The following is a 20,471-nucleotide window of genomic DNA, read 5'->3' on the forward strand; positions in this document are numbered from 1 at the left end:
CCCCGCCTTCCTGGTTGGTCAGTGACCCAAGATCTGGCTCAGGAACAACTTGGTCCGCGGGCTTTGCGGGTTGTTGAAGAACTCTTCGGGCTCGTTCTGTTCAACGATCTGGCCCTCGTCCATAAAGATCACGCGGTTCGCCACCTGACGGGCAAAACCCATCTCGTGCGTGACGCAAAGCATGGTCATGCCCTCTTCGGCGAGTTCGACCATCGTATCCAGAACTTCCTTGATCATCTCGGGATCAAGCGCCGATGTCGGTTCGTCGAACAGCATGATCCGGGGGCGCATGCACAACGACCGTGCGATCGCCACACGCTGCTGCTGGCCACCCGACAACTGGCCGGGATACTTGTCGGCCTGATCCGGGATCTTCACCTTCTTGAGGAAATGCATCGCCAGTTCCTCGGCTTCTTTCTTGGGCGTCTTGCGAACCCAGATCGGCGCCAGCGTGCAGTTTTCCAGGATCGTCAGATGCGGGAACAGGTTGAAGTGCTGAAAGCACATGCCGACCTCGGACCGGATCTTGTCAATGTTCTTGAGGTCAGACGACAACACGGTGCCATCGACTTCGATCCGCCCCTGCTGGTGTTCCTCCAGCGCGTTGATGCAGCGGATCAACGTCGATTTTCCCGATCCCGACGGCCCCGCGATCACGATCCGCTCGCCCTGGTAGACGGTCAGGTCGATGTCGCGCAGCACATGAAAGGTGCCGTACCACTTGTTCATGTTCTGGATGGAAACGGCGACCTTGTCGGACACTTCCTTGAGCTTGGTATTCTCAGCCATTGTGACGGACCTTTCTGATTAGTGCCCGGTCTGAAGCTTGCGCTCCAACCATTGGGAATATTGCGAGATGCCGTAGCAGACGACAAAAAACAGAAGCGCGGCAAAGCCCCAAAGCTCCCAATAGACGCCGTTCCAGTCGGTGGAGGCGAGGATCGGACCCCGGATCATGCCCACCAGGTCGAACATCGAAATGATCGACACCAGCGTGGTGTCCTTGAACAGGCCCACCGCGACGTTGACGATACCCGGAATGGAGATTTTCAGTGCCTGCGGCAGAATGATCAGCCGCATAGCCTGCGCATAGTCGAGCCCGAGGCTGTCGGCGGCTTCGTATTGGCCCCGCGGCAGGGCGGCAAGCCCGCCGCGGATCACTTCGGCGATATAGGCGGCGGCGAACATGGTGATCATGATGATCACCCGCAAGATCAGGTCGAAGTTCGTCCCCGGCGGCAGGAAATACGCCAGCACGACGTTCGCGACGAACAGCAGGGTGATCAGCGGCACACCGCGAATGAACTCGATAAACACCACGCAGATCAGCTTGATGATCGGCAGCGAGCTTTGACGGCCCAGCGCCAGCGCGATGCCCAAGGGCAACGACAGCGACACGCAGACCACGCCGAGGATCATGTTCAGCATGAACCCACCCATGTTCCGGCTTGCCACCGCCTCGAGCGCAAGAACGCCCTCGAGAGGCGCGGTGATGTAGCCACCGATGAACCAGATCAGAAGCGCGGCCAGAATGCCGCCAAAGAACCCGGCGGCAAAGCTGTTGGCGACCAGGCGGCTGTAGACCAGGTAGCCGCCCACGACACCGATCAGCGCCATGACCGGCACCGCGATCGTACCCCCCCAGATCAGCCAGAACGCGATGAAGGGATAGAGCCCGGTCACCACCAAAAGCCCGCGCGGCAAATGCGAGAACAGCACGGGCGCTGCGGCCACGAACAACAACGCAAAGGCCAGCGTCGGCCGCCAATAGCCATCTTGCGGATAGGCGATGCCGAACAACAACTGGTTCCAGCGTTCGGTCAGGACCGAGAAACATCCCCCCGACGCGCCCTCGAGCACCTCGCGGCACTCGCGGATGTTGGCCGTGGTCCAGACGCCGCCCAGAAGCCAGGGCAGGAACCCTGCAAGCAGGGAATAGACCACATAAAGCGCCAGCAGCGTCAGGATCGTGTACGGCACTGACGAGAAAAGGCTTTCGCGCATCCACTTGATCGCACCGGTTTGCGCGGCTGGTGGCTCTGACTGCGGCAGCATCGTGTCGCGCACGTAGCTGACGGAATGAGCGTGGGTATCAGACATATCAACGCTCCTTCAGGCTGACGGAATTGTTATAGACGTTCATGATCGCCGAGATCGACAGCGAGATCGTGAGATAGAACAGCATCAGCAACAGCACGCATTCGATTGCGCGACCGGTCTGGTTCAGCGTGATGCCGCCCAGCGTCGCAGTCACATCGGCATAGCCGACGGCAATGGCGAGCGACGAGTTCTTGGTGATATTCAGGTACTGCGAAATCAGCGGCGGGATGATGACCCGCAACGCCTGCGGCAGGATCACGAGGTTCATGATCCGGCGCGGCCGCAGGCCAAGCGAGGCGGCGGCCTCGGTCTGGCCCTTGCTGATCGCCTGGATACCCGCACGGACGTTTTCCGCGATGAACGCACCGGTATAGACCGACAGGGCCAGCCAAAGCGCGATCAGCGGTGCGCCGATCTGCAGGCCGCCCTGGAAATTGAAGCCCCGGAGCGCGGGATAATCGAGCGAGATCGGCATCCCCAGCGCAAAGAATACGACCAGGGTCGGCACGAACAGAATGACCGGCGTGGGCCAGCCCGTGGGCAGCACGCGCCCGTGATCGAACAGTTGCTTGATCGCATAGCGGCGGTACGCGAACACCCCCACGATCGAGGCAAGAAACACCGCCACGACCACCATCGACCCCGGGCCCCAGACCGGAGCGGGCGTATAGACGCCGCGATTGGTGAAGGCAAAGGCGTCGAGCAGCATCGAGGACGACGGGTTTTCGCCCCGGAACGCGTTGGGCGCAGGCAGCACCGCCGTCATCAGCGTATAGATCATCAGGATCCAGATCAGCACCGGCACATTGCGGAACGCTTCGACATAGGCGGCCATGAGCTTGGACACGAGCCAGTTCTTCGACAGGCGTGCGACACCGGCGATCACGCCGAGGATGGTCGCGGTCACGCAGGCCAGAAAGGCCACCAGCAATGTATTGAGAATTCCGACCACGGCGGCACGCAGGTTCGACGATTGGCTGGTGTAGTCAATCAGCGTCTGGTTCACGTCATACCCGGCAGGCTGGCCCAGGAACCCGTAGGAAATGTTCAGCCCGGCCTCGGCAAGGTTGCGCGCAAGGTTGACCCCGAGAAACGCCATCAGGGCGATCAGGATCATGAGGGCGATGAATTGAAAGGTGTACGATCTGTAGCGGGTGTCGTTGATCAGCATCGACAGCCGGAACGAGCCCTGTGCAGGGTCGGTCATACTCGTCATCAGTGTTGTTCCCCGTGTGCCGGCTGTTGTTATTTTGACCGCTTGGCGCAGTTCGTTTGCCGGGCTGGTGTCATGTCGTCAAAAACGAAGGGCGCAGGATGATCCTGCGCCCTTGCGTGTGTCGCGTTTAGCGGAAGGGCGGGGAGTAGATCAGGCCGCCATCGGTCCACTGAGCGTTCAGGCCGCGGGCCAGACCGATCGGAGTGGCTTCGCCGATGTTCTTCTCGAAGATCTCGCCGTAGTTGCCGCTTGCCATGATGGCGCGCTTGGCCCACTCGGCGTCCAGACCCAGCATTTCGCCCAACGTGCCTTCGGTGCCGAGGATACGGTTCACTTCAGGGTTGTTGGTGCCCGATGCCAGCTCGGCGACGTTGGCCGACGAAATGCCCAGCTCTTCGGCTGCGATCAGCGCGTTCAGTGTCCAGCGGACAACATCGGCCCAATCGTCGTCGCCATGGCGCACCAGCGGACCCAGCGGCTCTTTCGAGATGATCTCGGGGAGCAGGACGTGGTCGCCCGGCGCTTCGAACGTGGCGCGTGTCGCGGCCAGACCGGAAGCATCCGTGGTGTAGACGTCGCAGGCACCGGCAAGATACTGCTGCTGTGCTTCGGCGTTGGTTTCGATCGGCACCGGCTCGTAGCTGATGTTGTTCTTGCGGAAATAGTCCGCAAGGTTCAGCTCTGTGGTTGTGCCGGTCTGGATGCAGACGGTCGCGCCGTCCAAATCCTTGGCCGAGGACACGCCCAGCGCCTTGGGCACCATGAAGCCCTGACCATCGTAGTAGTTGACGCCCACGAAGGTGAACTTCAGGTCCACGTCGCGGCTGAATGTCCATGTGGTGTTGCGTGCCAACATGTCGATTTCGCCCGATGCAAGCGCCGTGAAGCGTGTCTTGCCCGTTGTGGGGATAAATTCGACAGCGGAAGCGTCGCCCAGAACCGCAGCGGCGACCGCGCGGCAGACAGCAACGTCAAAACCATTCCATTCACCGTTCGCGTCGGGGGCGGCAAAGCCCACCAGACCGGTGGTCACGCCGCAGTTCAGCTTGCCGCGTGCTTTTACATCGTCCAGCGTAGCGGCTGCCGATGCGCCGGCCGCAAGGCCCGCAACTGTCAGCGCGCCAAAAAGTACGGATTTTTTCATTTTTACCTCTTCCTGATTTTCCGCCACGGGTTGGGCGGTTCAACCGGCGCTTTGCACGCCGGAGGCGATACTGGAGAGATTTCCCCTCTCAGTGGGCGCCAGTGTGGTCGGATTCATCTTTAAACGTCAAGGGCGCGATCACCAAAAACGATTGCAGCGGGCCGCAGGTCGGCGCGATGCCCCAACTGCGTGCATTCAGCGGCTGTTCAGCAGTGTAAGTACGTCTTTGGCATGCATAAATGCCTCGCGCTTGCGGGCAGCCATCGCTTCGGCCTCGTCGTCGCGACCCCATTGTTCCGACTGCCATATTTCATCAAGACGCGATATGTCCCAAATCGCCTCCGGGCTTTGCACTTCTTGCGCGGCCGCGAAGCCAAGAATCAGAGATCCCGACAAGCTGACTAGGTCGTGAAACGCTGCAAGTTCAAACGCATCGAGCGCATGAACCCGCCGGCCAAGCACGCTCAGCGCCTCGGGGTCCTGCGGGGCGTGCATCACGCCCTGGCGCGGTTGCAGCCGCGCGCCCAGTGCCTTGTCGGCCCAGTCGAGAAAGGGATCCCACTGCTCGGCCTGCCGGGCGACCAGCTCTTCGGGGGCCTGGGCGCGGTAGCACAGCAGATCGCTGTCGCCGTAGGCCGCCAGCAGGTCGGCGACTTCGGCCTTTTGCGTCGCGACCTTGTCGATGGCGGCGTTCGCGGTCCGGGTAAAGGGCATGCCGCGTGGGTCGATCACATCGTCCTGCGCATCCCATTCCGCCGCAATCGCCTGCGCAAGAGCGCGCGTGGGAACTTCCAAGCCACGCTTGGCCGGCGTCTTGACCCCGCGCCCGTCCAGCGCGATGCCAAAGCGGCCCTCGCTTTCGGTCACTTCGGCAGCGGTCCAGAAACGTTTCGCTTTCCATTCGCTCATGCCGGAACACTCCACAGTCGGTCCAAAAGGGGGTGCAGATCGCCAAACCCGTCGATCACATGCGCCGCGTTTGTCAGGGTCGCCGCCGGGTGATAGCCCCAGCTGACGCCGATGCCCGTCACACCCGCAGACGCCGCCATGTCCATGTCAAAGCTGGTGTCGCCGACCATCACGGTGCTGCCCGGCGCGACACCGGTGTCCGCCATCGCCTGGTAAATCATCGACGGATGCGGTTTGGAAGGGTGGAAATCGGCAACCTGCTGCGTGACGAACAATGGCCCCAAGCCGTGCCCCTCAAGCAGCTTGTCCAAGCCGCGCCTCGATTTCCCGGTGGCCACGCCGAGCAGGATTTCGGGCACCGCATGCAGCGCGTGCAGTAGCTCCGACGCGCCGGGATAAAGCGGCGAGGACTCCGCCGCGCCGACCTGCGCCCGCAGCGCCATGTAGGACGCCTTGTAGGCCTCGACCATCCGGTCGTGATCCGCGGCTGCCAGATCCGGCGCCAGCCGTGGCATCGCGCGATCCAGCGACAGCCCCACGATGCCAAGGATCGCATCCCGCGCGGGCACCGGCGCGCTCACGGCATCGAAGGCCATCGTCATCGCCGCGACGATGTCGTTCTGGCTGTCCACAAGGGTGCCATCGACATCGAAGATCACCAGTTTCAGGCCCGTCGTCATGCTAGCCCCACCCCTCGCCAAAGGGGTCGTCGGCGGCCAGATCGACGGTCCAGCCGAATGTGTCCCAGCTTTGGGCCATATGATCCGGCAGGGCGGCGGTTACGGTGATTTCCTTGCGTGTCTCGGGATGTTCGAACCGCATCATCCGCGCGTGCAGATGCAACTTTTTGGAGATGATCCCCCCCAGCTGCGCGCCCCAGCCATCGCCCATGTTTTCCTGGCCCGAGCCGCCATACTTTCCGTCGCCGACGATCGGATGCCCGATTTCGGCCATGTGCACGCGCAATTGATGCGTCCGGCCCGTCAGCGGCTCCAGCGCGACCCAAGCCGCACGGCTGGCCACACGGTAGAGCGTCGCGTAGCGGGTATGCGCCCGTTTCGCGCCGGGCGTCGCGTCAAGCTCGCGCGGATGCAGGGCGATCATCTTCTCGCCCTCGCCCTGCTGGCCACGACCGGGCGCCTTGACCAGCGCGTATCTGACCTCGCCCTGATACGGTGTCGGCACGCCCGCGACGAGCGCCCAGTACACCTTGCGCGTCTCGCGGTGGCGCATCGACGCGGTCAGCGCCTTTGCCGCCGCGCGTGTCCGCGCCAGAAGCAATACACCCGAGGTATCCTTGTCGAGCCGGTGCACCAGACGCGGCTTTTCGTCCAGATCGAACATCAGCGCTTGGGCCATGCCGTCGACATGGCGCAACTGCTTGGATCCGCCCTGCGTCGGCAGCCCCGGCGGCTTGTTCAGCGCGATGACATGATCGTCGCGGTAGATCACGCAGTCGCGGATCATCCTGGCGTCAGCGTCCGATACGCGGGTGCGCGGCTCCGGCGGCGGGGCTTCGGTGTCGGGCAAGGGCGGGATACGCACCTGCTGGCCCGTCCCCAGGCGCGTGGCCGCCTTGACGCGGCCACCGTCGACACGCACTTCGCCCTTGCGGCACATCTTTTCGATCATGCCTTGGTTGATGTGCGGAAAGTGCCGGCGAAACCAGCGGTCCAGCCGCTGATCGTCGTCGTCTTCGGCAACGGTAAGGGTCTGAACCCGGCTCATGCGAATACCTCTCTTGCGATCCAAAGGCCCAGTGCAAGCCCCCCGATCGACAACCCGACCGACAGCATGACATATGCTGCCGCCTGCCCCACCTGCCCACGTTCCATCAGCGTCACCGCCTCGAGCGAGAAGGCCGAGAACGTGGTGAACCCGCCAAGGACCCCGGTCATCACCAGCGGGCTGAGATGCGTCAGCCCGCGCTGTGCCGCGGCCACCACGAAAATACCCATCAGGAACGAGCCGACGACATTGACCGACAGGATCGCCAGCGGAAAGTCCTGCGGGCCCGTCAGCCGCAAAACGGCAAGCCCCGACGCAAAGCGCAACGTGGCGCCAACGGCCCCGCCAAGGGCCACAAGGGCAAATGTTGAAATCATCCCGGTGCCATCGCGCGGACACGCGCAGTTGTCAAGTTTCGGGGGGCCGCGCCGTCACGTCGCAAGGGGGCTATTCCCCCCGCTTGGCGCGCAGCTTCACGAAGTAGTCCAGCCGCTTTTTCAGTTCCCGCTCGAATCCCCGTTCCACCGGGACATAAAGCACCGGGCGCTTGATGGCTTCGGGGAAATAATCCTGACCCGAAAACCCGTCTTCGGCATCGTGGTCATAAGCGTATCCGGCGCCGTACCCCTGATCCTTCATCATCGACGTGGGCGCGTTCAGGATATGCTTGGGCGGCGGTTCGGACCCGGTGCGCCGGGCCTCGCGGCGCGCGGCCTTGTAGGCAGCGTAGGCGGCGTTCGACTTGGGTGCCAGCGCCAGGTACGTCACCGCCTGCGCCAGCGCCAACTCCCCTTCCGGACTGCCCAGCCGTTCATAGGTTTCCCAGCCCTGAAGGCAGACCGCCTGCGCCTGCGGATCGGCAAGACCGATATCCTCGACCGCCATGCGCGTGATGCGCCGGGCCAGGTATCGTGGGTCCTCACCGCCCTCGAGCATCCGCGCGAACCAGTAAAGCGCCGCATCCGGGTCGGATCCGCGTACCGATTTATGAAGTGCCGAGATCAGGTTGAAATGCGCATCACCGCCCTTGTCATATTGCGCCGCGCGCCGCATCAGCCGCTTGGACAGGGTCGCGGTGTCAAGCTTGCCCTCGACCGTCCAGGCGCTGACCTGCTCGATCAGGTTCAGCAGCGCCCTGCCGTCGCCATCGGCCATCTGCAACAACGCCTCGCGTGCCGGCCCATCCAGCGGCAATGGCCGTTGCATCTCCTGTTCGGCCCGCTGCGCCAACCGCTCCAGATCACGCAGGGGCAACCGCTCCAGCACCAGGACCTGGCTCCGGCTCAGCACGGCCGCGTTCAGCTCGAAACTGGGGTTTTCCGTCGTGGCGCCCACCAGCAGGATCGTGCCGTCTTCCATGTGCGGCAGAAATCCGTCTTGCTGCGCCTTGTTGAAACGGTGTATTTCGTCGACGAACAGCAATGTCCCCTGCCCGTTCTGCCGCCGGATGCGTGCGGCCTCGAACACCTTTTTCAGGTCGGGCACACCGGTGAAGATCGCACTGATCTGCACGAAATGCAGGTCCGTCTCGTGCGCCAGCAGCCGTGCGATGGTGGTTTTGCCCACCCCCGGCGGCCCCCAGAAGATCAGCGACGACAATGCACCCGACGTCAGCATCGCGGTCAGCGGCCCGTCGGGGCCAAGCACCTGATCCTGGCCGATGACCTCGCCCAGCGACCTGGGGCGCAGCCGGTCGGCCAGCGGACGGTGGCCCGCGGTCGGCTCTGCCGGTGTCTGTGATCCAAAAAGGTCTGCCATGCGGTCTAGACCCTGAACTGCAAGGTGATCTGCCGCGCGCCCCGCAGCACGGTCAGGCCAAAGGCGCGGATCCGGCCATCGAACGCTTGCGCCACGCGGCGCGGGTCATCGACCGTCACGCCATTGACGGTTGTGATGACGTCCCCTGACCGCAGCCCGATCCGCCCCGCAAGGGCACCGGGATCGAGCACCAGAACGCCCGCCGCATCCAGCGGAAGATTGAATTCGGCAATCACGCCGGGATTGACCCGCGACAGCGTCAGGCCGGGAAACAGCGTGCGATTGTTCATTTGCAGAATGGCACGCGGCGGTTCCTCCGGCGCGGCCATCAGCGGCACGCCCACGTCCGACGCCGCGCCGTCGCGTAAGCGGGTGATCTGCGCCGTCTTGCCAAGGCCGGTGACGCTCATCCGGTAGACCATTTCCGACGGCGTATTGACCGGCTGGCCGTTGACCGCCGTGATCACGTCGCCCACGGCAAAGCCCGCGCGAGCAAAGGGGCTCTCCGCATGCAGCCCGGACACGATGATGCCGCCGGGCCGGTCCAGCCCGAACGCCGCCGCCATGTCGGCATCGAGCGGCTGACCGGTCATTCCCGCCCAGGGCCTGCCAAAGCGCGTCTCGCCGTCGCGCGCCTGCGCCACGAAGGCCGCGACCAGGTCGGCGGGAATGGCAAAGCCGATGCCGTTCGACCCGCCCGACCGCGTCAGGATCGACGTGTTGACCCCGATCAGGCGCCCTTGCATATCCACCAGCGCGCCGCCGGAATTACCCGGATTGATCGGCGCGTCCGTCTGGATGAAATATCCCCGTCCCGTGCCGGCATCCGCACCCGATCGCGCCAGCCCAGACACGATGCCGCTGCTCACCGTCTGGCCCACGCCGAACGGGTTGCCGATGGCCAATGCCAGTTCGCCCACCTCGACGCCGTCGCTGGCGCGCAGCGGCAAGCTGGGCAGGTCGCCAGGCGCGTCCTCGATCTGCAAGATGGCAAGGTCGCTCAGATCATCGGCCAGAAGAACCTTCGCGCTGTACTCGCGCCGATCCGACAGCACGACCCGGATATCCGTGGCCATACCAACGACATGATAGTTCGACACGACAATCCCGTCCCCCGACAGGATGACCCCCGACCCGAGCGAATTCTGCACCTTGGGGCGCAGCGCCTCGGGGTCCCCGAACAACCTGCCGAAAAACGGGTCCCGCTGCAGCGGCGTACGTTCGGGTTCTGCCATGATCCGGGCATAGATGTTGACCACCGCCGGGGCGACCTGCTTGACCAACGGGGCGAAACTCAGCTGGATTTGCGCCTGCGTTTGCGGAACGGCCACCTGCTGCGCCATGACGGCGGGGGCAAAGTTCAGGGCAATGATAAGCGCAAGGATTTTCATAAGGTACTGATATGCGCAGCCCGGTCAGCCGGCGCAACCATGCTGGGTTTCTTTTGGCTGAAAAATCCCTCTGCCGGAGGTGAAAAGAAAAAAACCCCCGCCACAGGCGAGGGTTCTTTCAGACGCGGCACCGGAGTGCTGTGTCGTCTCAATCTTCCGCCGACATCTCTTCGGCGGCGATGCGGGCCTTGTCGCCGGCGCCCTTGGCGTCGCGGTCGCGGTCCACGAATTCGATGATCGCCATCGGCGCCATGTCGCCATAGCGGAAACCGGCCTTCAGAACCCGGACATAGCCGCCCTGACGATCCTTGTAGCGCGGGCCCAGAACGTCAAAAAGCTTGGCGACATACTGGTCCTGCTTGAGCTTCGACGCGGCCTGGCGGCGGGCGTGCAGGTCGCCGCGCTTGGCGAGCGTGATCATCTTTTCGATGATCGGGCGCAGTTCCTTTGCCTTCGGCAGGGTCGTCTTGATCTGCTCATGTTCGATGAGCGAGCCCGCCATATTCGCCCAGAGCGCCTTGCGGTGCTCATGTGTGCGGTTGAGGCGGCGGTATCCACGTGCGTGACGCATTTCTTTACTCCTGGATGTGCCCTCTACGGGCGGTTTTGCTTTGTCTGGCTGGCGTGCGTAGCGCCAACTCTCCTTGGGGCGGAATTGCCCGGGGTCGTGCGATGCGGGCCGGGAATGCCCCGGCCCGCAAGTTCAGAAGGAATCCTCGAACTTCTTGGCGAGGTCCTCGATGTTGTCTGGCGGCCAGTCCTCGACATCCATGCCAAGGTGCAGACCCATACCCGACAGCACTTCCTTGATCTCGTTCAAGGACTTGCGGCCGAAGTTCGGCGTGCGGAGCATTTCGGCTTCGGTCTTCTGGATCAGATCGCCGATATAGACGATGTTGTCGTTCTTGAGGCAGTTCGCCGACCGCACCGAAAGCTCCAGCTCGTCGACTTTCTTGAGCAGCAGCGGGTTGAACTCCAACCCGTCGTCCTCGTCCGCGCGACCGGCCGATTCCGGCTCTTCGAAGTTGACGAAGATACCAAGCTGGTCCTGCAGGATGCGCGCCGCGAAGGCCACGGCGTCATCCGGTGTGATCGAGCCGTCGGTTTCGACCTTCATGGTCAGCTTGTCGTAGTCCAGCACCTGGCCTTCACGGGTGGGCTGCACGTCGTAGCTGACCTTTTTCACGGGCGAGTAGATCGCATCGATCGGGATAAGGCCGATGGGCGCGTCCTCGGGCTTGTTCTTGTCGGCGGCGACATAGCCCTTGCCGGTGTTGACCGTCAGTTCCATGTAGACATCCGCACCATCGTCAAGGTGGCAGACGACATGATCGCGGTTCAGGATCTCGATGCCGGAGCTGTCGGAGATGTCACCCGCGGTGACGACGCCCGGACCCTTGGCGGAGATCGACAGGCGCTTGGGCCCTTCGACTTCCATGCGGATGCTGACACCTTTGAGGTTCAGGATGATGTCGGTGACGTCTTCGCGCACGCCGGCGACGCTCGAGAATTCGTGCAGCACGTTGTCGATTTGCACGGAGGTGATGGCCGCACCCTGCAGCGAGCTCATCAGCACGCGGCGCAGCGCGTTGCCCATCGTGAGGCCAAAGCCCCGCTCAAGCGGTTCTGCCACAACGGTCGCCTGACGCGCGGGGTCGTTCCCCGGCTTCACGTCAAGCTGCTGCGGCTTGATCAATTCGGCCCAATTCTTATGGATCATGCGGTCCCTCCATCCTTGTTCGCGCCCCATGTCCGAAAGGCACAAACGCTCGAGGTTTCAAAAAAGCGGATTGGGGCCGTGTGAAAACACGCGGCCCCAAGAGTATCGGATCGATTAAACGCGGCGGCGCTTGGGTGGGCGGCAGCCGTTGTGCGCCATCGGCGTCACGTCGCGGATCGAGGTGATGTTGAACCCTGCGGCCGCCAGCGCGCGCAGCGCACTTTCGCGTCCGCCACCGGGGCCCTGCACTTCGACTTCCAGCGTCTTGACGCCATGTTCCTGTGCCTTGCGGCCCGCGTCTTCGGCGGCCATCTGCGCGGCATAGGGTGTCGATTTCCGCGACCCCTTGAAGCCGCATGTGCCAGCGGACGACCAGCTGATCGCGTTGCCCTGCACATCCGAAATCAGGATCTTGGTGTTGTTGAAGCTCGAATTCACATGCGCCACACCAGCGGCGATGTTCTTGGAGACCTTCTTTTTGGTGCGTGTCTTTTCGCGTGCCATCTGTCAGACCCTCCCTTATTTCTTCTTGCCGGCAATGGCCTTTGCGGGGCCTTTGCGGGTACGAGCGTTGGTATGGGTGCGCTGACCGCGAACCGGCAAATTGCGACGGTGGCGCAGACCACGGTAGCAGCCAAGGTCCATCAGGCGCTTGATGTTCATCTGAGTCTCGCGACGCAGGTCGCCTTCGACGGTATAGTTCTCGTCGATATGCTCGCGGATTTTCAGGATTTCGGAATCCGACAGCTCATTGATGCGACGGGTGATGTCGATGCCGACAGCCTCGCAAATGGCGTTGGCGGAGGCGTTGCCGATTCCGGTGATATAGGTGAGGGCGATTGGAACCCGCTTTGCAGTCGGGATGTTTACGCCGGCAATACGTGCCACGTGTCATGTCCTTTTCGTTGCGGGTCCGTCATTCCAGACCCTTTTTTCACAACGTGTGGCCCGGTGAGGTCGAAACCGTCGGGCCGCAGCTGATCAGGTGATCTTGCAGCGACGGGAAAACCCACCCTGCAACGTGATTCTCTGTCGAGATACGGCTGGTTATGGGCTTTTGGCGGCATCGTCAACCCAGGTCTTGGACCAGAGCGGCCTGCCGGGTATCCTGATCGGGCGACGCGCCGTGGTGGCGCTAACGCTCACCCAGGCAGGATCGGGACATGACAGGATTTACCGAAGCGACTTTTCGGGTTCTCGCCGAGCTTGAGGCCAATAACACCAAGGCATGGTACGATGCAAACCGTGACCGGCTTTATTCGGATGCGCGCGCACCGTTCGAGGCGATGCTGGACAGTGTCACGATGCGGCTTGCGGGCAGCAAGTGCCCGTTGGCGGGCAGCGCGAGGACGATGTTCCGGCAAAACCGCGATGTCCGGTTTTCCAAGGACAAGCGACCCTACAAACCGACCGTATCGGGAATGATCACCCCCTCGGGGACGAAATCGGGTCTGGGCGGTGTTGTCTATGCCCAAGTCGGCCCCCAAGCGGGCCTGCTGGCGGCAGGCTTCTACAAGCTGGGCACGGCCGACCTTGGCCTGATGCGCGACCGCATCATCGCAGAGCCGGAGCGGTTTTCCGAGATCGCCGCTACGCTGGCGGCCAGGGGCCTCCCGCTGTCGACCGAGGACACGCTCAGGACCATGCCGCGCGGCTATGCCGATCACGACGATCACCCTTTGGCGGAATATTTGAAGCTGAAAAGCTACACCGTCTACGCGCCGCAACCCAAACCCATCTGGATCAGCGGCGACATCGTGCAGCGGATGGTCGATATGGCACTGGCCGTGGCGCCGCTTCTGGCGTTCGGTCGCGACGCGCTGGCGCGCCGCTCCGATTAGGCGTCGAGGATCGCCCCGATCTCGGCCTGGACCTCTTCGATCTTGCCCAGACCGTTCACCCGGCTGAGCATGCCCTTGGCATAGTAATAGCCGATCAGCGGCGAAGTCTGCTTGTAGTATTCCATCAGGCGGGTCTTGAGGCTGTCGGCATTGTCATCGGCCCGACGCTTGAATTCCGTGCCACCACAATTGGAACATTTGCCGTCCGCGGGGATAGGCTTGGTGTTGTCGTTATACACCTCGCCGCAATCGCCGCAGGTGGAGCGTGCTGTGATCCGTGCGACCAGCGCCTCGTCGTCGACGCGCATCTCGATCACCGCGTCAAGCGTCTGGCCCTCGGCCTCCAGCAACTCGGCAAGCGCATCGGCCTGCGCCAGCGTGCGCGGAAAGCCATCGAAGATGAAGCCGTCGGCCTTGACCGTTTCGAGCTTTTCGCGAATGAGGCCGATCACGATCTCATCCGTGACCAACGCACCGCGGGCCATCACATCGGCGACGATCCTGCCCATTTCGGTGCCGCTGTCTTTCGCCTCGCGCAGCATGTCGCCGGTGGACAGCTGGACCATGTTTCGGGTTTCGACCAAGTGGCGGGCTTGCGTGCCCTTACCGGCCCCCGGGGGCCCAAGCAGAATAATGTTCATCGACGCACGGGGCTCCGTTTCTTGCGGGGACCTTTACCTTTGCCGCGCAATTGCGACTTTTCAAGCAGTCCTTCGTATTGGTGAGCCAGAAGATGGCTTTGCACCTGCTGGATCGTGTCCATTGTCACAGAAACCACGATCAGAACGGAAGTCCCACCAAAGTAGAACGGAATGGCGAACTGACCACGCAGGATTTCCGGCAGGATACAGACCGCAGCCAGATAGGCCGCACCCAGGACCAGCACGCGGTTGACCACGTACTCCAGATATTCCGAGGTTTTCTTGCCCGGGCGGATACCGGGAACAAAGCCGTTCTGGCTTTTCAGGTTCTCGGCAACCTCGTCGGGTTTGAAGCTAACGTTGAAGGTATAGAAATAGGCGAAGAACACGATCATCGCGACAAAGAACAGCAGGTACAGCGGCTGGCCGGGGCCGAAGTTCGCCAGCAGCCAAGACATCACCGGGCTGGTGGAATTGCCCGAAAACGTACTGATCGTGACGGGCAGCAAAAGCAGCGAGGACGCAAAGATCGCCGGGATCACGCCCGCCGGGTTCACCTTGACCGGCAGATGGCTGGAGCCGCCGTCGTACACCTTCATCCCGACCTGACGGCGCGGGTACTGGATATGGATCTTGCGTAGCGCGCGTTCCATGAACACCACGAACATGATCGTCGTGATCACCATCACGAGCACGCCCACGATGACGGCGGGGCTGATAGCGCCGGATCGGCCAGACGCAAAGAACTGCGCGATGGCGGCGGGCACTTCGGCGATGATGCCGACAAAGATGATAAGGCTGATACCGTTACCGATGCCGCGCGCCGTGATCTGCTCGCCCAGCCACATCAGGAACATGGTGCCGCCCACCAGCGTGATCATGCAGGCCATACGGAAATACAGCCCCGGATCGGCGGCGATATCGCCTGCCTCAAGGCTCACGGCAAGGCCATACGCCTGCAGTGTGGCCAGTGCGACGGTTCCGTATCGCGTGTACTGGTTGATCTTCTTGCGGCCCTGTTCGCCCTCTTTCTTCAACTGCTCGAGCTGCGGCACCATCGAGGTCAGCAACTGAACGATGATCGACGCCGAGATATAGGGCATGATCCCGAGCGCAAAGATACCCATCCGCCCCAGCGCACCGCCGGTGAACATCGACACCATGCCGCCGATCCCCTGCCCGGCGCTTTCCATGAATTCACGCAGCGCGACGCCGTCGATACCCGGAACCGGGATGAAGGTCCCGAGGCGGTAAACGATCAGCAGGCCAAGCGTGAACAAGATGCGATTGCGCAGGTCCGTCGCCTTTCCCAGCGCGGACCAGCTGGTGTTGGCGGCCATGTTTTCGACGGCAGATACCATGGAGGGCTCTCTCTTGTTGCGAAAACGCCGCCCGGGCCGTTTTCCGGCGGGCGGCGTTGGGGAAAACTCAGATAGGTATGTAAGCGGCTCGGTCGCCGCTCACAAGGCCAATCCGAAGGCTTACTCAGCCGCGGCCGGCGTTGCGACGGTCAGCGAACCGCCAGCTTTCTCGACGGCCTCGACGGCGGACTTCGACGCGCCGGTGACCTGGAGGTCAACCTTGGTGGTGAAATCGCCCTTTGCCAGGATGCGGATGCCATCGAGCTTGCGACGCACCAGACCGCTTGCGATCAGCGCGTCCTCGGTGATCGCGGATTTCGCATCGAGTTTTTTCGCGTCGATGAATTTCTGGATCAGACCCAGGTTCACGACAGCGTAGGATTTGCGGTTCGGCTTGGTGAAGCCGCGCTTGGGCAGGCGCTGGTAGAGCGGCATCTGGCCACCCTCGTAGCCGTTGATGCTGACACCGGAGCGGGATTTCTGACCCTTGATACCACGGCCACCCATCTTGCCCATGCCGGAGCCGGGACCGCGACCGACGCGCTTGCGTTTCTTGGTGGCGCCTTCGTTGTCGTGAAGTTCGTTCAGTTTCATTGTCGCTTCTCCTCTTGCCGGATGCGACCCCCAGCGACGGGAGCGGCCGAACGCGGCGTTTCATGATTCTTGTGGGCGCACATGCATCCACCGGGCGCGTATAGACGCCGGACCCGCGAGGATCAAGGCTTGTGTTGATAAACCGGAGGCAGCGCCCTGCCCGGGACGAACACCGAAAAAACCATTCCGTCCAGCCAAGAAAAAACGCTCCGCAGTATCCTGCGAAGCGTTTGATCTAATAGCCGGGATTCTGAGATTTCCGAACCGCTTTCCGATCAGAAATCGGCGACGGGGCCTCAGCCCTTCTCTTCGATGATCTCGACCATGTGCGGGATCGAATTCACCATGCCGCGAACGGAAGGTGTGTCTTCGAGCTCACGAGTCTTGTGCATCTTGTTCAGTCCCAGACCGATCAGCGTGGCACGCTGCTTGGCGGGGCGGCGGATCGGGGAACCGATCTGCTTGACGACGATTGTCTTGGCCATGGTTTATGCCTCCTCAGCCACTTGTGCCGACGCCTCGGGGGCCTCGTCACGCTTGGGCAGAATGTCGGCCACCTTCTTGCCGCGACGCTGTGCGACAGACCGGGGGCTGGCTTCTTTTTTCAGACCGTCCATCGTGGCACGGATCATGTTGTAGGGGTTCTGCGATCCGATCGACTTGGACACCACGTCCTTGATGCCCAGCATCTCGAACACGGCGCGCATCGGGCCGCCGGCGATGATGCCGGTGCCTTCGGGTGCCGTGCGCATGACGACCTTGCCGGCGCCATGACGGCCTTCCATGTCATGGTGCAGCGTGCGGCCTTCGCGCAGCTGGACGCGGATCATCTGGCGCTTGGCCTGCTCCGTGGCCTTGCGAATGGCCTCGGGGACCTCTTTCGCCTTGCCCTTGCCAAAGCCGACGCGGCCCTTCTGGTCGCCCACGACGACAAGCGCGGCAAAGCCGAAACGCTTACCACCCTTCACGGTCTTGGACACACGGTTGATCGCCACAAGGCGGTCAGCGAATTCCGGGGTCTCGTCGCGCTGGTTGCGGCGTCCGCCCCCTCGGTTGTCTTCTCGAGCCATCAGGCTTCCTTTCATTCCGGTGCGTCGTAAGCACCTGTTTTCCGTCAATCCAGGTGAGCGGATCGCTCCCGGATCATCGAAGTCGCCCCGCGGGGCGACTTGCGCTTAGATTTTCAGACCGCCTTCGCGGGCGGCGTCGGCCAGGGCCTTGACCTTGCCGTGGAACAGGAACCCGCCACGATCGAAGTAGGCGGTTTCAACACCGGCCTTCTTGGCGCGCTCGGCGATCGCCGCGCCCACCTTGGTGGCCGCTTCGATGTTGTTCTTGCCCACAACGCCCAGATCTTTTTCCAACGTGGAGGCGGACGCGAGCGTCACGCCGTTCACATCGTCGATCAGCTGGACGCTGATGTTCTTGTTGCTGCGGTGCACCGACAGGCGCATGCGCCCGGCGTTGGTCCGGCGAAGTTTGTTCCGAACGCGCAGGCGGCGCTTCAAGAACAGTTGTCTTTTGCTGTTTGCCATTGTCTGCGTCCTTACTTCTTCTTGCCTTCTTTGCGGAAGATGAACTCGCCCTTATAGCGGATACCCTTGCCCTTGTAGGGCTCGGGCTTGCGCCATGCGCGGATGTTCGCGGCAACCTGACCAACAAGCTGTTCGTCAATGCCTTCCACCACAATCTCGGTCTGTTTGGGGGCTGTCACGGTCACGCCGGCAGGTGGGGTGTAATCCACATCGTGCGACAGACCGAGGTTCAACTTCAGCGTGTTGCCGGTCATGGCCGCACGATACCCGACACCCTGGATCTCAAGCTCTTTCTTGAAACCGTCGGTGACACCGGTCACGAGGTTCGCCACCATCGTGCGGCTCATGCCCCACTGCTGGCGCGCGCGCTTGGACGTGCCACGCGGCGTGACCGAAACGGCGTCGTTTTCGACAGTCAGGGTCACGTCATCCGTCGCCTTGAAGGCACGGGTGCCCTTGGGCCCCTTGATTTCAATGGTCTGGCCGCTGATCGATGCCGTAACACCGCTGGGCAGCACAACCGCTCTCTTACCAATACGAGACATCAGTTTCCCCTTAGAATACGGTGCAAAGCACTTCGCCGCCAACATTGGCTGCGCGTGCGGATGCGTCCGACATCACACCCTGAGGGGTGGAGACAATCGACACGCCCAGGCCCTGACGGACCGAGGGAATGTCCTTGACGCCCATGTAAACGCGGCGACCGGGCTTGGAAACCCGCTTCAGTTCGCGAATGACAGGTTCGCCTTCGTAGTACTTGAGGCTGATCTCGATGGCCGGGTGGCCGTCGGCGCCGGTCATCTTCTCATAACCACGGATGTAACCTTCGTCCGCCAGCACATCCAACACCCATGCCCGCAGCTTGGACGCCGGGGTGATGACCGTGGACTTGCCGCGCAACGAAGAGTTGCGGATCCGGGTGAGCATATCTGCGATAGGATCGTTCATATCATGCTCTCCTTACCAGCTCGACTTGACCAGGCCGGGGATCTGGCCGGTAGAGCCGAGGTCCCGCAGCGCGATCCGCGAAATTTTCAGTTTGCGATAGTACGCATGCGGACGACCGGTCAGTTGGCACCGGTTGTGCAGACGCACGGCCGAGCTGTTGCGCGGCAGTTTTGCCAGCTTCAGGGAAGCGCGGAACCGCTCTTCCATCGGCTTGCTTTCGTCGTTCACGATCTCTTTCAGCGCGGCACGCTTGGCGGCGTATTTCTTCACCAGCGCCTCACGCTTCTTCTCGCGTTCGATCATAGATTTCTTAGCCATGTCTATTCCTTCCCGCGCTTACGAATTGAAGGGCATGTTGAAGGCTTTCAACAGGCTCTTGGCTTCGGCGTCGGTTTTCGCCGTGGTGGCGATCACGATATCCATTCCCCAGTTCTCATCGATCTTGTCGAAGTTGATCTCGGGGAACACGAGGTGCTCTTTGAGGCCCATGGCATAGTTGCCACGGCCATCGAAAGACTTGCCGGGCACGCCGCGAAAGTCGCGGATACGGGGCATTGCAATCGTGATCAGACGGTCAAGGAATTCGTACATGCGATCGCCGCGCAGGGTCACTTTCGCGCCCAGCGGCATTTCCTCGCGAACGCGGAAACCGGCGATGGATTTCTTGGCCACGGTGGTCAGAGCCTTCTGGCCCGCGATCAGCGTCAGGTCTTCCTGCGCCGACTTGGCCTTCTTGCTGTCCCGAACGGCTTCGGCGCCACAGCCGATGTTCAGAACGATCTTGTCCAGTCGCGGGATCATCATCTCGTTCTTGTAGCCGAACTCTTCCTTGAGGGCGGCGCGGATCGTGTCCGTGTAGATCGCCTTCAGGCGGGGTGTGTAAGTTGCACTATCAAGCATCGATCACGTCCCCCGTGGTTTTGGCAAAGCGCACTTTCTTGTCGCCGTCCATCTTGAAGCCGACGCGTGTCGCCTTGCCGTTGGCATCGACGAGCGCGAGGTTGCTGAGGTCGATCGGCATCGCCTTGGGGATGCGACCGCCCTGCTCTGTCTGGGTCTGGCGGGTGGCGCGGATGGCGATGTTCACGCCCTCGACCACGGCCTTGTTGGACTTGGGGTCAACCGAGGCGATCGTGCCTTCCTTGCCCTTGTCCTTGCCCGCGAGCACGACGACCTTGTCGCCTTTGCGAAGTTTGGCAGCCATGATTACAGCACCTCCGGAGCGAGCGAGATGATTTTCATGAAGTTCTTGGCACGCAGCTCGCGCACGACTGGCCCGAAGATACGGGTGCCGACGGGCTCGTTGTTATTGTTCAGAATAACGGCTGCGTTGCGGTCGAAGCGGATGGCTGTGCCATCGTCGCGACGAACTTCCTTGGCGGTGCGAACGACGACGGCCTTGCGGACGTCGCCCTTTTTCACACGACCGCGCGGGATGGCTTCCTTGACCGAGACGACGATGATGTCGCCCACGGACGCGTATTTACGCTTGGAACCACCCAGGACCTTGATGCACTGAACACGGCGCGCGCCGCTGTTGTCAGCAACATCCAGGTTGGTCTGCATCTGGATCATTTGGTTTCTC

Annotated in this window: 27 protein-coding genes; 1 reads left to right on the forward strand and 26 read right to left on the reverse strand. The window is 62.2% G+C overall.

Annotation, left to right across the window (positions count from 1 at the left end):
• Positions 1–18 precede the first annotated feature (18 nt).
• The 14 genes from FDT80_RS17855 to rpsM all read right to left on the reverse strand — a co-directional run bounded on the left by FDT80_RS17855 (position 19) and on the right by rpsM (position 12,854).
• A complete protein-coding gene (locus tag FDT80_RS17855) occupies positions 19–789 on the reverse strand; it encodes an amino acid ABC transporter ATP-binding protein (RefSeq protein WP_138663696.1) in 771 nt (256 codons plus the stop codon).
• 18 nt (positions 790–807) lie between these two features.
• On the reverse strand, positions 808–2,100 hold the full coding sequence (locus FDT80_RS17860) for an amino acid ABC transporter permease (RefSeq protein WP_138663697.1): 1,293 nt from the start codon (positions 2,098–2,100) through the stop codon (positions 808–810).
• A gap of 1 nt (position 2,101) precedes the next feature.
• Positions 2,102–3,316 carry an amino acid ABC transporter permease gene (locus tag FDT80_RS17865; RefSeq protein ID WP_138663698.1) on the reverse strand — a complete coding sequence of 405 codons (1,215 nt, stop codon included), beginning with the start codon at positions 3,314–3,316 and terminating at the stop codon, positions 2,102–2,104.
• A gap of 127 nt (positions 3,317–3,443) precedes the next feature.
• Positions 3,444–4,460, reverse strand: a complete 1,017-nt coding sequence (locus tag FDT80_RS17870) for an amino acid ABC transporter substrate-binding protein (RefSeq protein ID WP_138663699.1) — start codon at positions 4,458–4,460, stop codon at positions 3,444–3,446.
• Positions 4,461–4,655: 195 nt separating this feature from the next.
• Positions 4,656–5,369: an ATP12 family chaperone protein gene (locus FDT80_RS17875; RefSeq protein ID WP_138663700.1), complete on the reverse strand. Its 714-nt coding sequence runs from the start codon at positions 5,367–5,369 to the stop codon at positions 4,656–4,658.
• Entirely contained in the window at positions 5,366–6,049 is a 684-nt protein-coding gene (locus FDT80_RS17880; protein WP_138663701.1) for an HAD-IA family hydrolase, read from the reverse strand. Before FDT80_RS17880 ends, FDT80_RS17875 begins: the two co-directional genes overlap by 4 nt.
• Before the next feature lies 1 nt (position 6,050).
• Entirely contained in the window at positions 6,051–7,097 is a 1,047-nt protein-coding gene (locus FDT80_RS17885; protein ID WP_138663702.1) for an RluA family pseudouridine synthase, read from the reverse strand.
• On the reverse strand, positions 7,094–7,474 hold the full coding sequence (gene crcB / locus FDT80_RS17890; RefSeq protein WP_138663703.1) for a fluoride efflux transporter CrcB: 381 nt from the start codon (positions 7,472–7,474) through the stop codon (positions 7,094–7,096). Before crcB ends, FDT80_RS17885 begins: the two co-directional genes overlap by 4 nt.
• A 70-nt stretch (positions 7,475–7,544) precedes the next feature.
• Positions 7,545–8,855, reverse strand: coding sequence for a replication-associated recombination protein A (locus FDT80_RS17895; protein WP_138663704.1), 1,311 nt, complete (start codon positions 8,853–8,855; stop codon positions 7,545–7,547).
• Positions 8,856–8,860: 5 nt separating this feature from the next.
• Entirely contained in the window at positions 8,861–10,246 is a 1,386-nt protein-coding gene (locus FDT80_RS17900; RefSeq protein ID WP_138663705.1) for a trypsin-like peptidase domain-containing protein, read from the reverse strand.
• A 148-nt stretch (positions 10,247–10,394) separates the two neighbouring features.
• The gene (rplQ, locus tag FDT80_RS17905; protein ID WP_138663706.1) at positions 10,395–10,817 is read right to left on the reverse strand and encodes a 50S ribosomal protein L17; all 423 of its coding nucleotides are present in this window, start codon (positions 10,815–10,817) and stop codon (positions 10,395–10,397) included.
• A 132-nt stretch (positions 10,818–10,949) separates the two neighbouring features.
• Entirely contained in the window at positions 10,950–11,966 is a 1,017-nt protein-coding gene (locus FDT80_RS17910; RefSeq protein ID WP_138663707.1) for a DNA-directed RNA polymerase subunit alpha, read from the reverse strand.
• A 114-nt stretch (positions 11,967–12,080) separates the two neighbouring features.
• Positions 12,081–12,470 (reverse strand): 30S ribosomal protein S11, encoded by a 390-nt coding sequence (rpsK, locus tag FDT80_RS17915; RefSeq protein ID WP_138663708.1) that lies wholly within the window; start codon positions 12,468–12,470, stop codon positions 12,081–12,083.
• Between the two features lie 15 nt (positions 12,471–12,485).
• Complete coding sequence (rpsM, locus tag FDT80_RS17920) at positions 12,486–12,854, reverse strand: 30S ribosomal protein S13 (RefSeq protein WP_138663709.1); 369 nt, start codon at positions 12,852–12,854, stop codon at positions 12,486–12,488.
• Positions 12,855–13,129: 275 nt separating this feature from the next.
• On the opposite strand from rpsM, the gene FDT80_RS17925 reads away from it, so the two are divergent.
• Entirely contained in the window at positions 13,130–13,807 is a 678-nt protein-coding gene (locus FDT80_RS17925) for a DUF2461 domain-containing protein (protein WP_138663710.1), read from the forward strand.
• Here FDT80_RS17925 and FDT80_RS17930 read toward each other — a convergent pair.
• From FDT80_RS17930 to rplN, 12 genes are all read right to left on the reverse strand, one after another.
• The gene (locus FDT80_RS17930; RefSeq protein ID WP_138663711.1) at positions 13,804–14,448 is read right to left on the reverse strand and encodes an adenylate kinase; all 645 of its coding nucleotides are present in this window, start codon (positions 14,446–14,448) and stop codon (positions 13,804–13,806) included. The two genes, FDT80_RS17925 and FDT80_RS17930, sit on opposite strands and share 4 nt — an antisense overlap.
• Positions 14,445–15,809 carry a preprotein translocase subunit SecY gene (gene secY / locus FDT80_RS17935; RefSeq protein ID WP_138663712.1) on the reverse strand — a complete coding sequence of 455 codons (1,365 nt, stop codon included), beginning with the start codon at positions 15,807–15,809 and terminating at the stop codon, positions 14,445–14,447. The genes FDT80_RS17930 and secY overlap by 4 nt, the downstream gene beginning before the upstream one ends.
• A 120-nt stretch (positions 15,810–15,929) precedes the next feature.
• Complete coding sequence (gene rplO / locus FDT80_RS17940; protein ID WP_138663713.1) at positions 15,930–16,403, reverse strand: 50S ribosomal protein L15; 474 nt, start codon at positions 16,401–16,403, stop codon at positions 15,930–15,932.
• Positions 16,404–16,699: 296 nt separating this feature from the next.
• Complete coding sequence (gene rpmD / locus FDT80_RS17945; protein WP_138663714.1) at positions 16,700–16,888, reverse strand: 50S ribosomal protein L30; 189 nt, start codon at positions 16,886–16,888, stop codon at positions 16,700–16,702.
• A gap of 3 nt (positions 16,889–16,891) precedes the next feature.
• The gene (gene rpsE / locus FDT80_RS17950) at positions 16,892–17,473 is read right to left on the reverse strand and encodes a 30S ribosomal protein S5 (RefSeq protein WP_138663715.1); all 582 of its coding nucleotides are present in this window, start codon (positions 17,471–17,473) and stop codon (positions 16,892–16,894) included.
• A 105-nt stretch (positions 17,474–17,578) separates the two neighbouring features.
• Entirely contained in the window at positions 17,579–17,938 is a 360-nt protein-coding gene (gene rplR, locus FDT80_RS17955; RefSeq protein WP_138663716.1) for a 50S ribosomal protein L18, read from the reverse strand.
• Between the two features lie 11 nt (positions 17,939–17,949).
• Positions 17,950–18,483: a 50S ribosomal protein L6 gene (rplF, locus tag FDT80_RS17960; RefSeq protein WP_138663717.1), complete on the reverse strand. Its 534-nt coding sequence runs from the start codon at positions 18,481–18,483 to the stop codon at positions 17,950–17,952.
• Between the two features lie 10 nt (positions 18,484–18,493).
• Positions 18,494–18,886: a 30S ribosomal protein S8 gene (gene rpsH, locus FDT80_RS17965; protein WP_138663718.1), complete on the reverse strand. Its 393-nt coding sequence runs from the start codon at positions 18,884–18,886 to the stop codon at positions 18,494–18,496.
• A gap of 12 nt (positions 18,887–18,898) precedes the next feature.
• A complete protein-coding gene (gene rpsN, locus FDT80_RS17970) occupies positions 18,899–19,204 on the reverse strand; it encodes a 30S ribosomal protein S14 (protein WP_138663719.1) in 306 nt (101 codons plus the stop codon).
• Between the two features lie 18 nt (positions 19,205–19,222).
• Entirely contained in the window at positions 19,223–19,786 is a 564-nt protein-coding gene (gene rplE, locus FDT80_RS17975; protein ID WP_138663720.1) for a 50S ribosomal protein L5, read from the reverse strand.
• Positions 19,779–20,090, reverse strand: a complete 312-nt coding sequence (gene rplX / locus FDT80_RS17980) for a 50S ribosomal protein L24 (protein WP_138663721.1) — start codon at positions 20,088–20,090, stop codon at positions 19,779–19,781. Before rplX ends, rplE begins: the two co-directional genes overlap by 8 nt.
• Positions 20,091–20,092: 2 nt before the next feature.
• Entirely contained in the window at positions 20,093–20,461 is a 369-nt protein-coding gene (rplN, locus tag FDT80_RS17985; RefSeq protein WP_007118848.1) for a 50S ribosomal protein L14, read from the reverse strand.
• Between the last annotated feature and the right edge of the window lie 10 nt (positions 20,462–20,471).

The organism is Sulfitobacter sabulilitoris (assembly GCF_005887615.1).
Taxonomy (GTDB): Bacteria; Pseudomonadota; Alphaproteobacteria; order Rhodobacterales; family Rhodobacteraceae; genus Sulfitobacter_E; species Sulfitobacter_E sabulilitoris.

Bases quoted from the DNA above. Each gene is read 5' to 3' on its own strand.
- FDT80_RS17925 (WP_138663710.1), top strand. From the start codon at position 13,130: ATGACAGGATTTACCGAAGCGACTTTTCGGGTTCTCGCCGAGCTTGAG.
- FDT80_RS17875 (WP_138663700.1), bottom strand. From the start codon at position 5,369: ATGAGCGAATGGAAAGCGAAACGTTTCTGGACCGCTGCCGAAGTGACC.
- FDT80_RS17870 (WP_138663699.1), bottom strand. From the start codon at position 4,460: ATGAAAAAATCCGTACTTTTTGGCGCGCTGACAGTTGCGGGCCTTGCG.
- rpsH (WP_138663718.1), bottom strand. From the start codon at position 18,886: ATGAACGATCCTATCGCAGATATGCTCACCCGGATCCGCAACTCTTCG.
- FDT80_RS17860 (WP_138663697.1), bottom strand. From the start codon at position 2,100: ATGTCTGATACCCACGCTCATTCCGTCAGCTACGTGCGCGACACGATG.
- FDT80_RS17865 (WP_138663698.1), bottom strand. From the start codon at position 3,316: ATGACGAGTATGACCGACCCTGCACAGGGCTCGTTCCGGCTGTCGATG.
- rpsK (WP_138663708.1), bottom strand. From the start codon at position 12,470: ATGGCACGCGAAAAGACACGCACCAAAAAGAAGGTCTCCAAGAACATC.
- rpmD (WP_138663714.1), bottom strand. From the start codon at position 16,888: ATGGCCAAGACAATCGTCGTCAAGCAGATCGGTTCCCCGATCCGCCGC.
- FDT80_RS17930 (WP_138663711.1), bottom strand. From the start codon at position 14,448: ATGAACATTATTCTGCTTGGGCCCCCGGGGGCCGGTAAGGGCACGCAA.
- crcB (WP_138663703.1), bottom strand. From the start codon at position 7,474: ATGATTTCAACATTTGCCCTTGTGGCCCTTGGCGGGGCCGTTGGCGCC.
- FDT80_RS17910 (WP_138663707.1), bottom strand. From the start codon at position 11,966: ATGATCCATAAGAATTGGGCCGAATTGATCAAGCCGCAGCAGCTTGAC.
- rplN (WP_007118848.1), bottom strand. From the start codon at position 20,461: ATGATCCAGATGCAGACCAACCTGGATGTTGCTGACAACAGCGGCGCG.
- rplO (WP_138663713.1), bottom strand. From the start codon at position 16,403: ATGAAACTGAACGAACTTCACGACAACGAAGGCGCCACCAAGAAACGC.
- rpsN (WP_138663719.1), bottom strand. From the start codon at position 19,204: ATGGCTAAGAAATCTATGATCGAACGCGAGAAGAAGCGTGAGGCGCTG.
- secY (WP_138663712.1), bottom strand. From the start codon at position 15,809: ATGGTATCTGCCGTCGAAAACATGGCCGCCAACACCAGCTGGTCCGCG.
- rplQ (WP_138663706.1), bottom strand. From the start codon at position 10,817: ATGCGTCACGCACGTGGATACCGCCGCCTCAACCGCACACATGAGCAC.
- FDT80_RS17885 (WP_138663702.1), bottom strand. From the start codon at position 7,097: ATGAGCCGGGTTCAGACCCTTACCGTTGCCGAAGACGACGACGATCAG.
- rplE (WP_138663720.1), bottom strand. From the start codon at position 19,786: ATGCTTGATAGTGCAACTTACACACCCCGCCTGAAGGCGATCTACACG.
- rpsE (WP_138663715.1), bottom strand. From the start codon at position 17,473: ATGGCTCGAGAAGACAACCGAGGGGGCGGACGCCGCAACCAGCGCGAC.
- rplR (WP_138663716.1), bottom strand. From the start codon at position 17,938: ATGGCAAACAGCAAAAGACAACTGTTCTTGAAGCGCCGCCTGCGCGTT.
- rplF (WP_138663717.1), bottom strand. From the start codon at position 18,483: ATGTCTCGTATTGGTAAGAGAGCGGTTGTGCTGCCCAGCGGTGTTACG.
- rplX (WP_138663721.1), bottom strand. From the start codon at position 20,090: ATGGCTGCCAAACTTCGCAAAGGCGACAAGGTCGTCGTGCTCGCGGGC.
- FDT80_RS17895 (WP_138663704.1), bottom strand. From the start codon at position 8,855: ATGGCAGACCTTTTTGGATCACAGACACCGGCAGAGCCGACCGCGGGC.
- FDT80_RS17880 (WP_138663701.1), bottom strand. From the start codon at position 6,049: ATGACGACGGGCCTGAAACTGGTGATCTTCGATGTCGATGGCACCCTT.
- FDT80_RS17855 (WP_138663696.1), bottom strand. From the start codon at position 789: ATGGCTGAGAATACCAAGCTCAAGGAAGTGTCCGACAAGGTCGCCGTT.
- FDT80_RS17900 (WP_138663705.1), bottom strand. From the start codon at position 10,246: ATGAAAATCCTTGCGCTTATCATTGCCCTGAACTTTGCCCCCGCCGTC.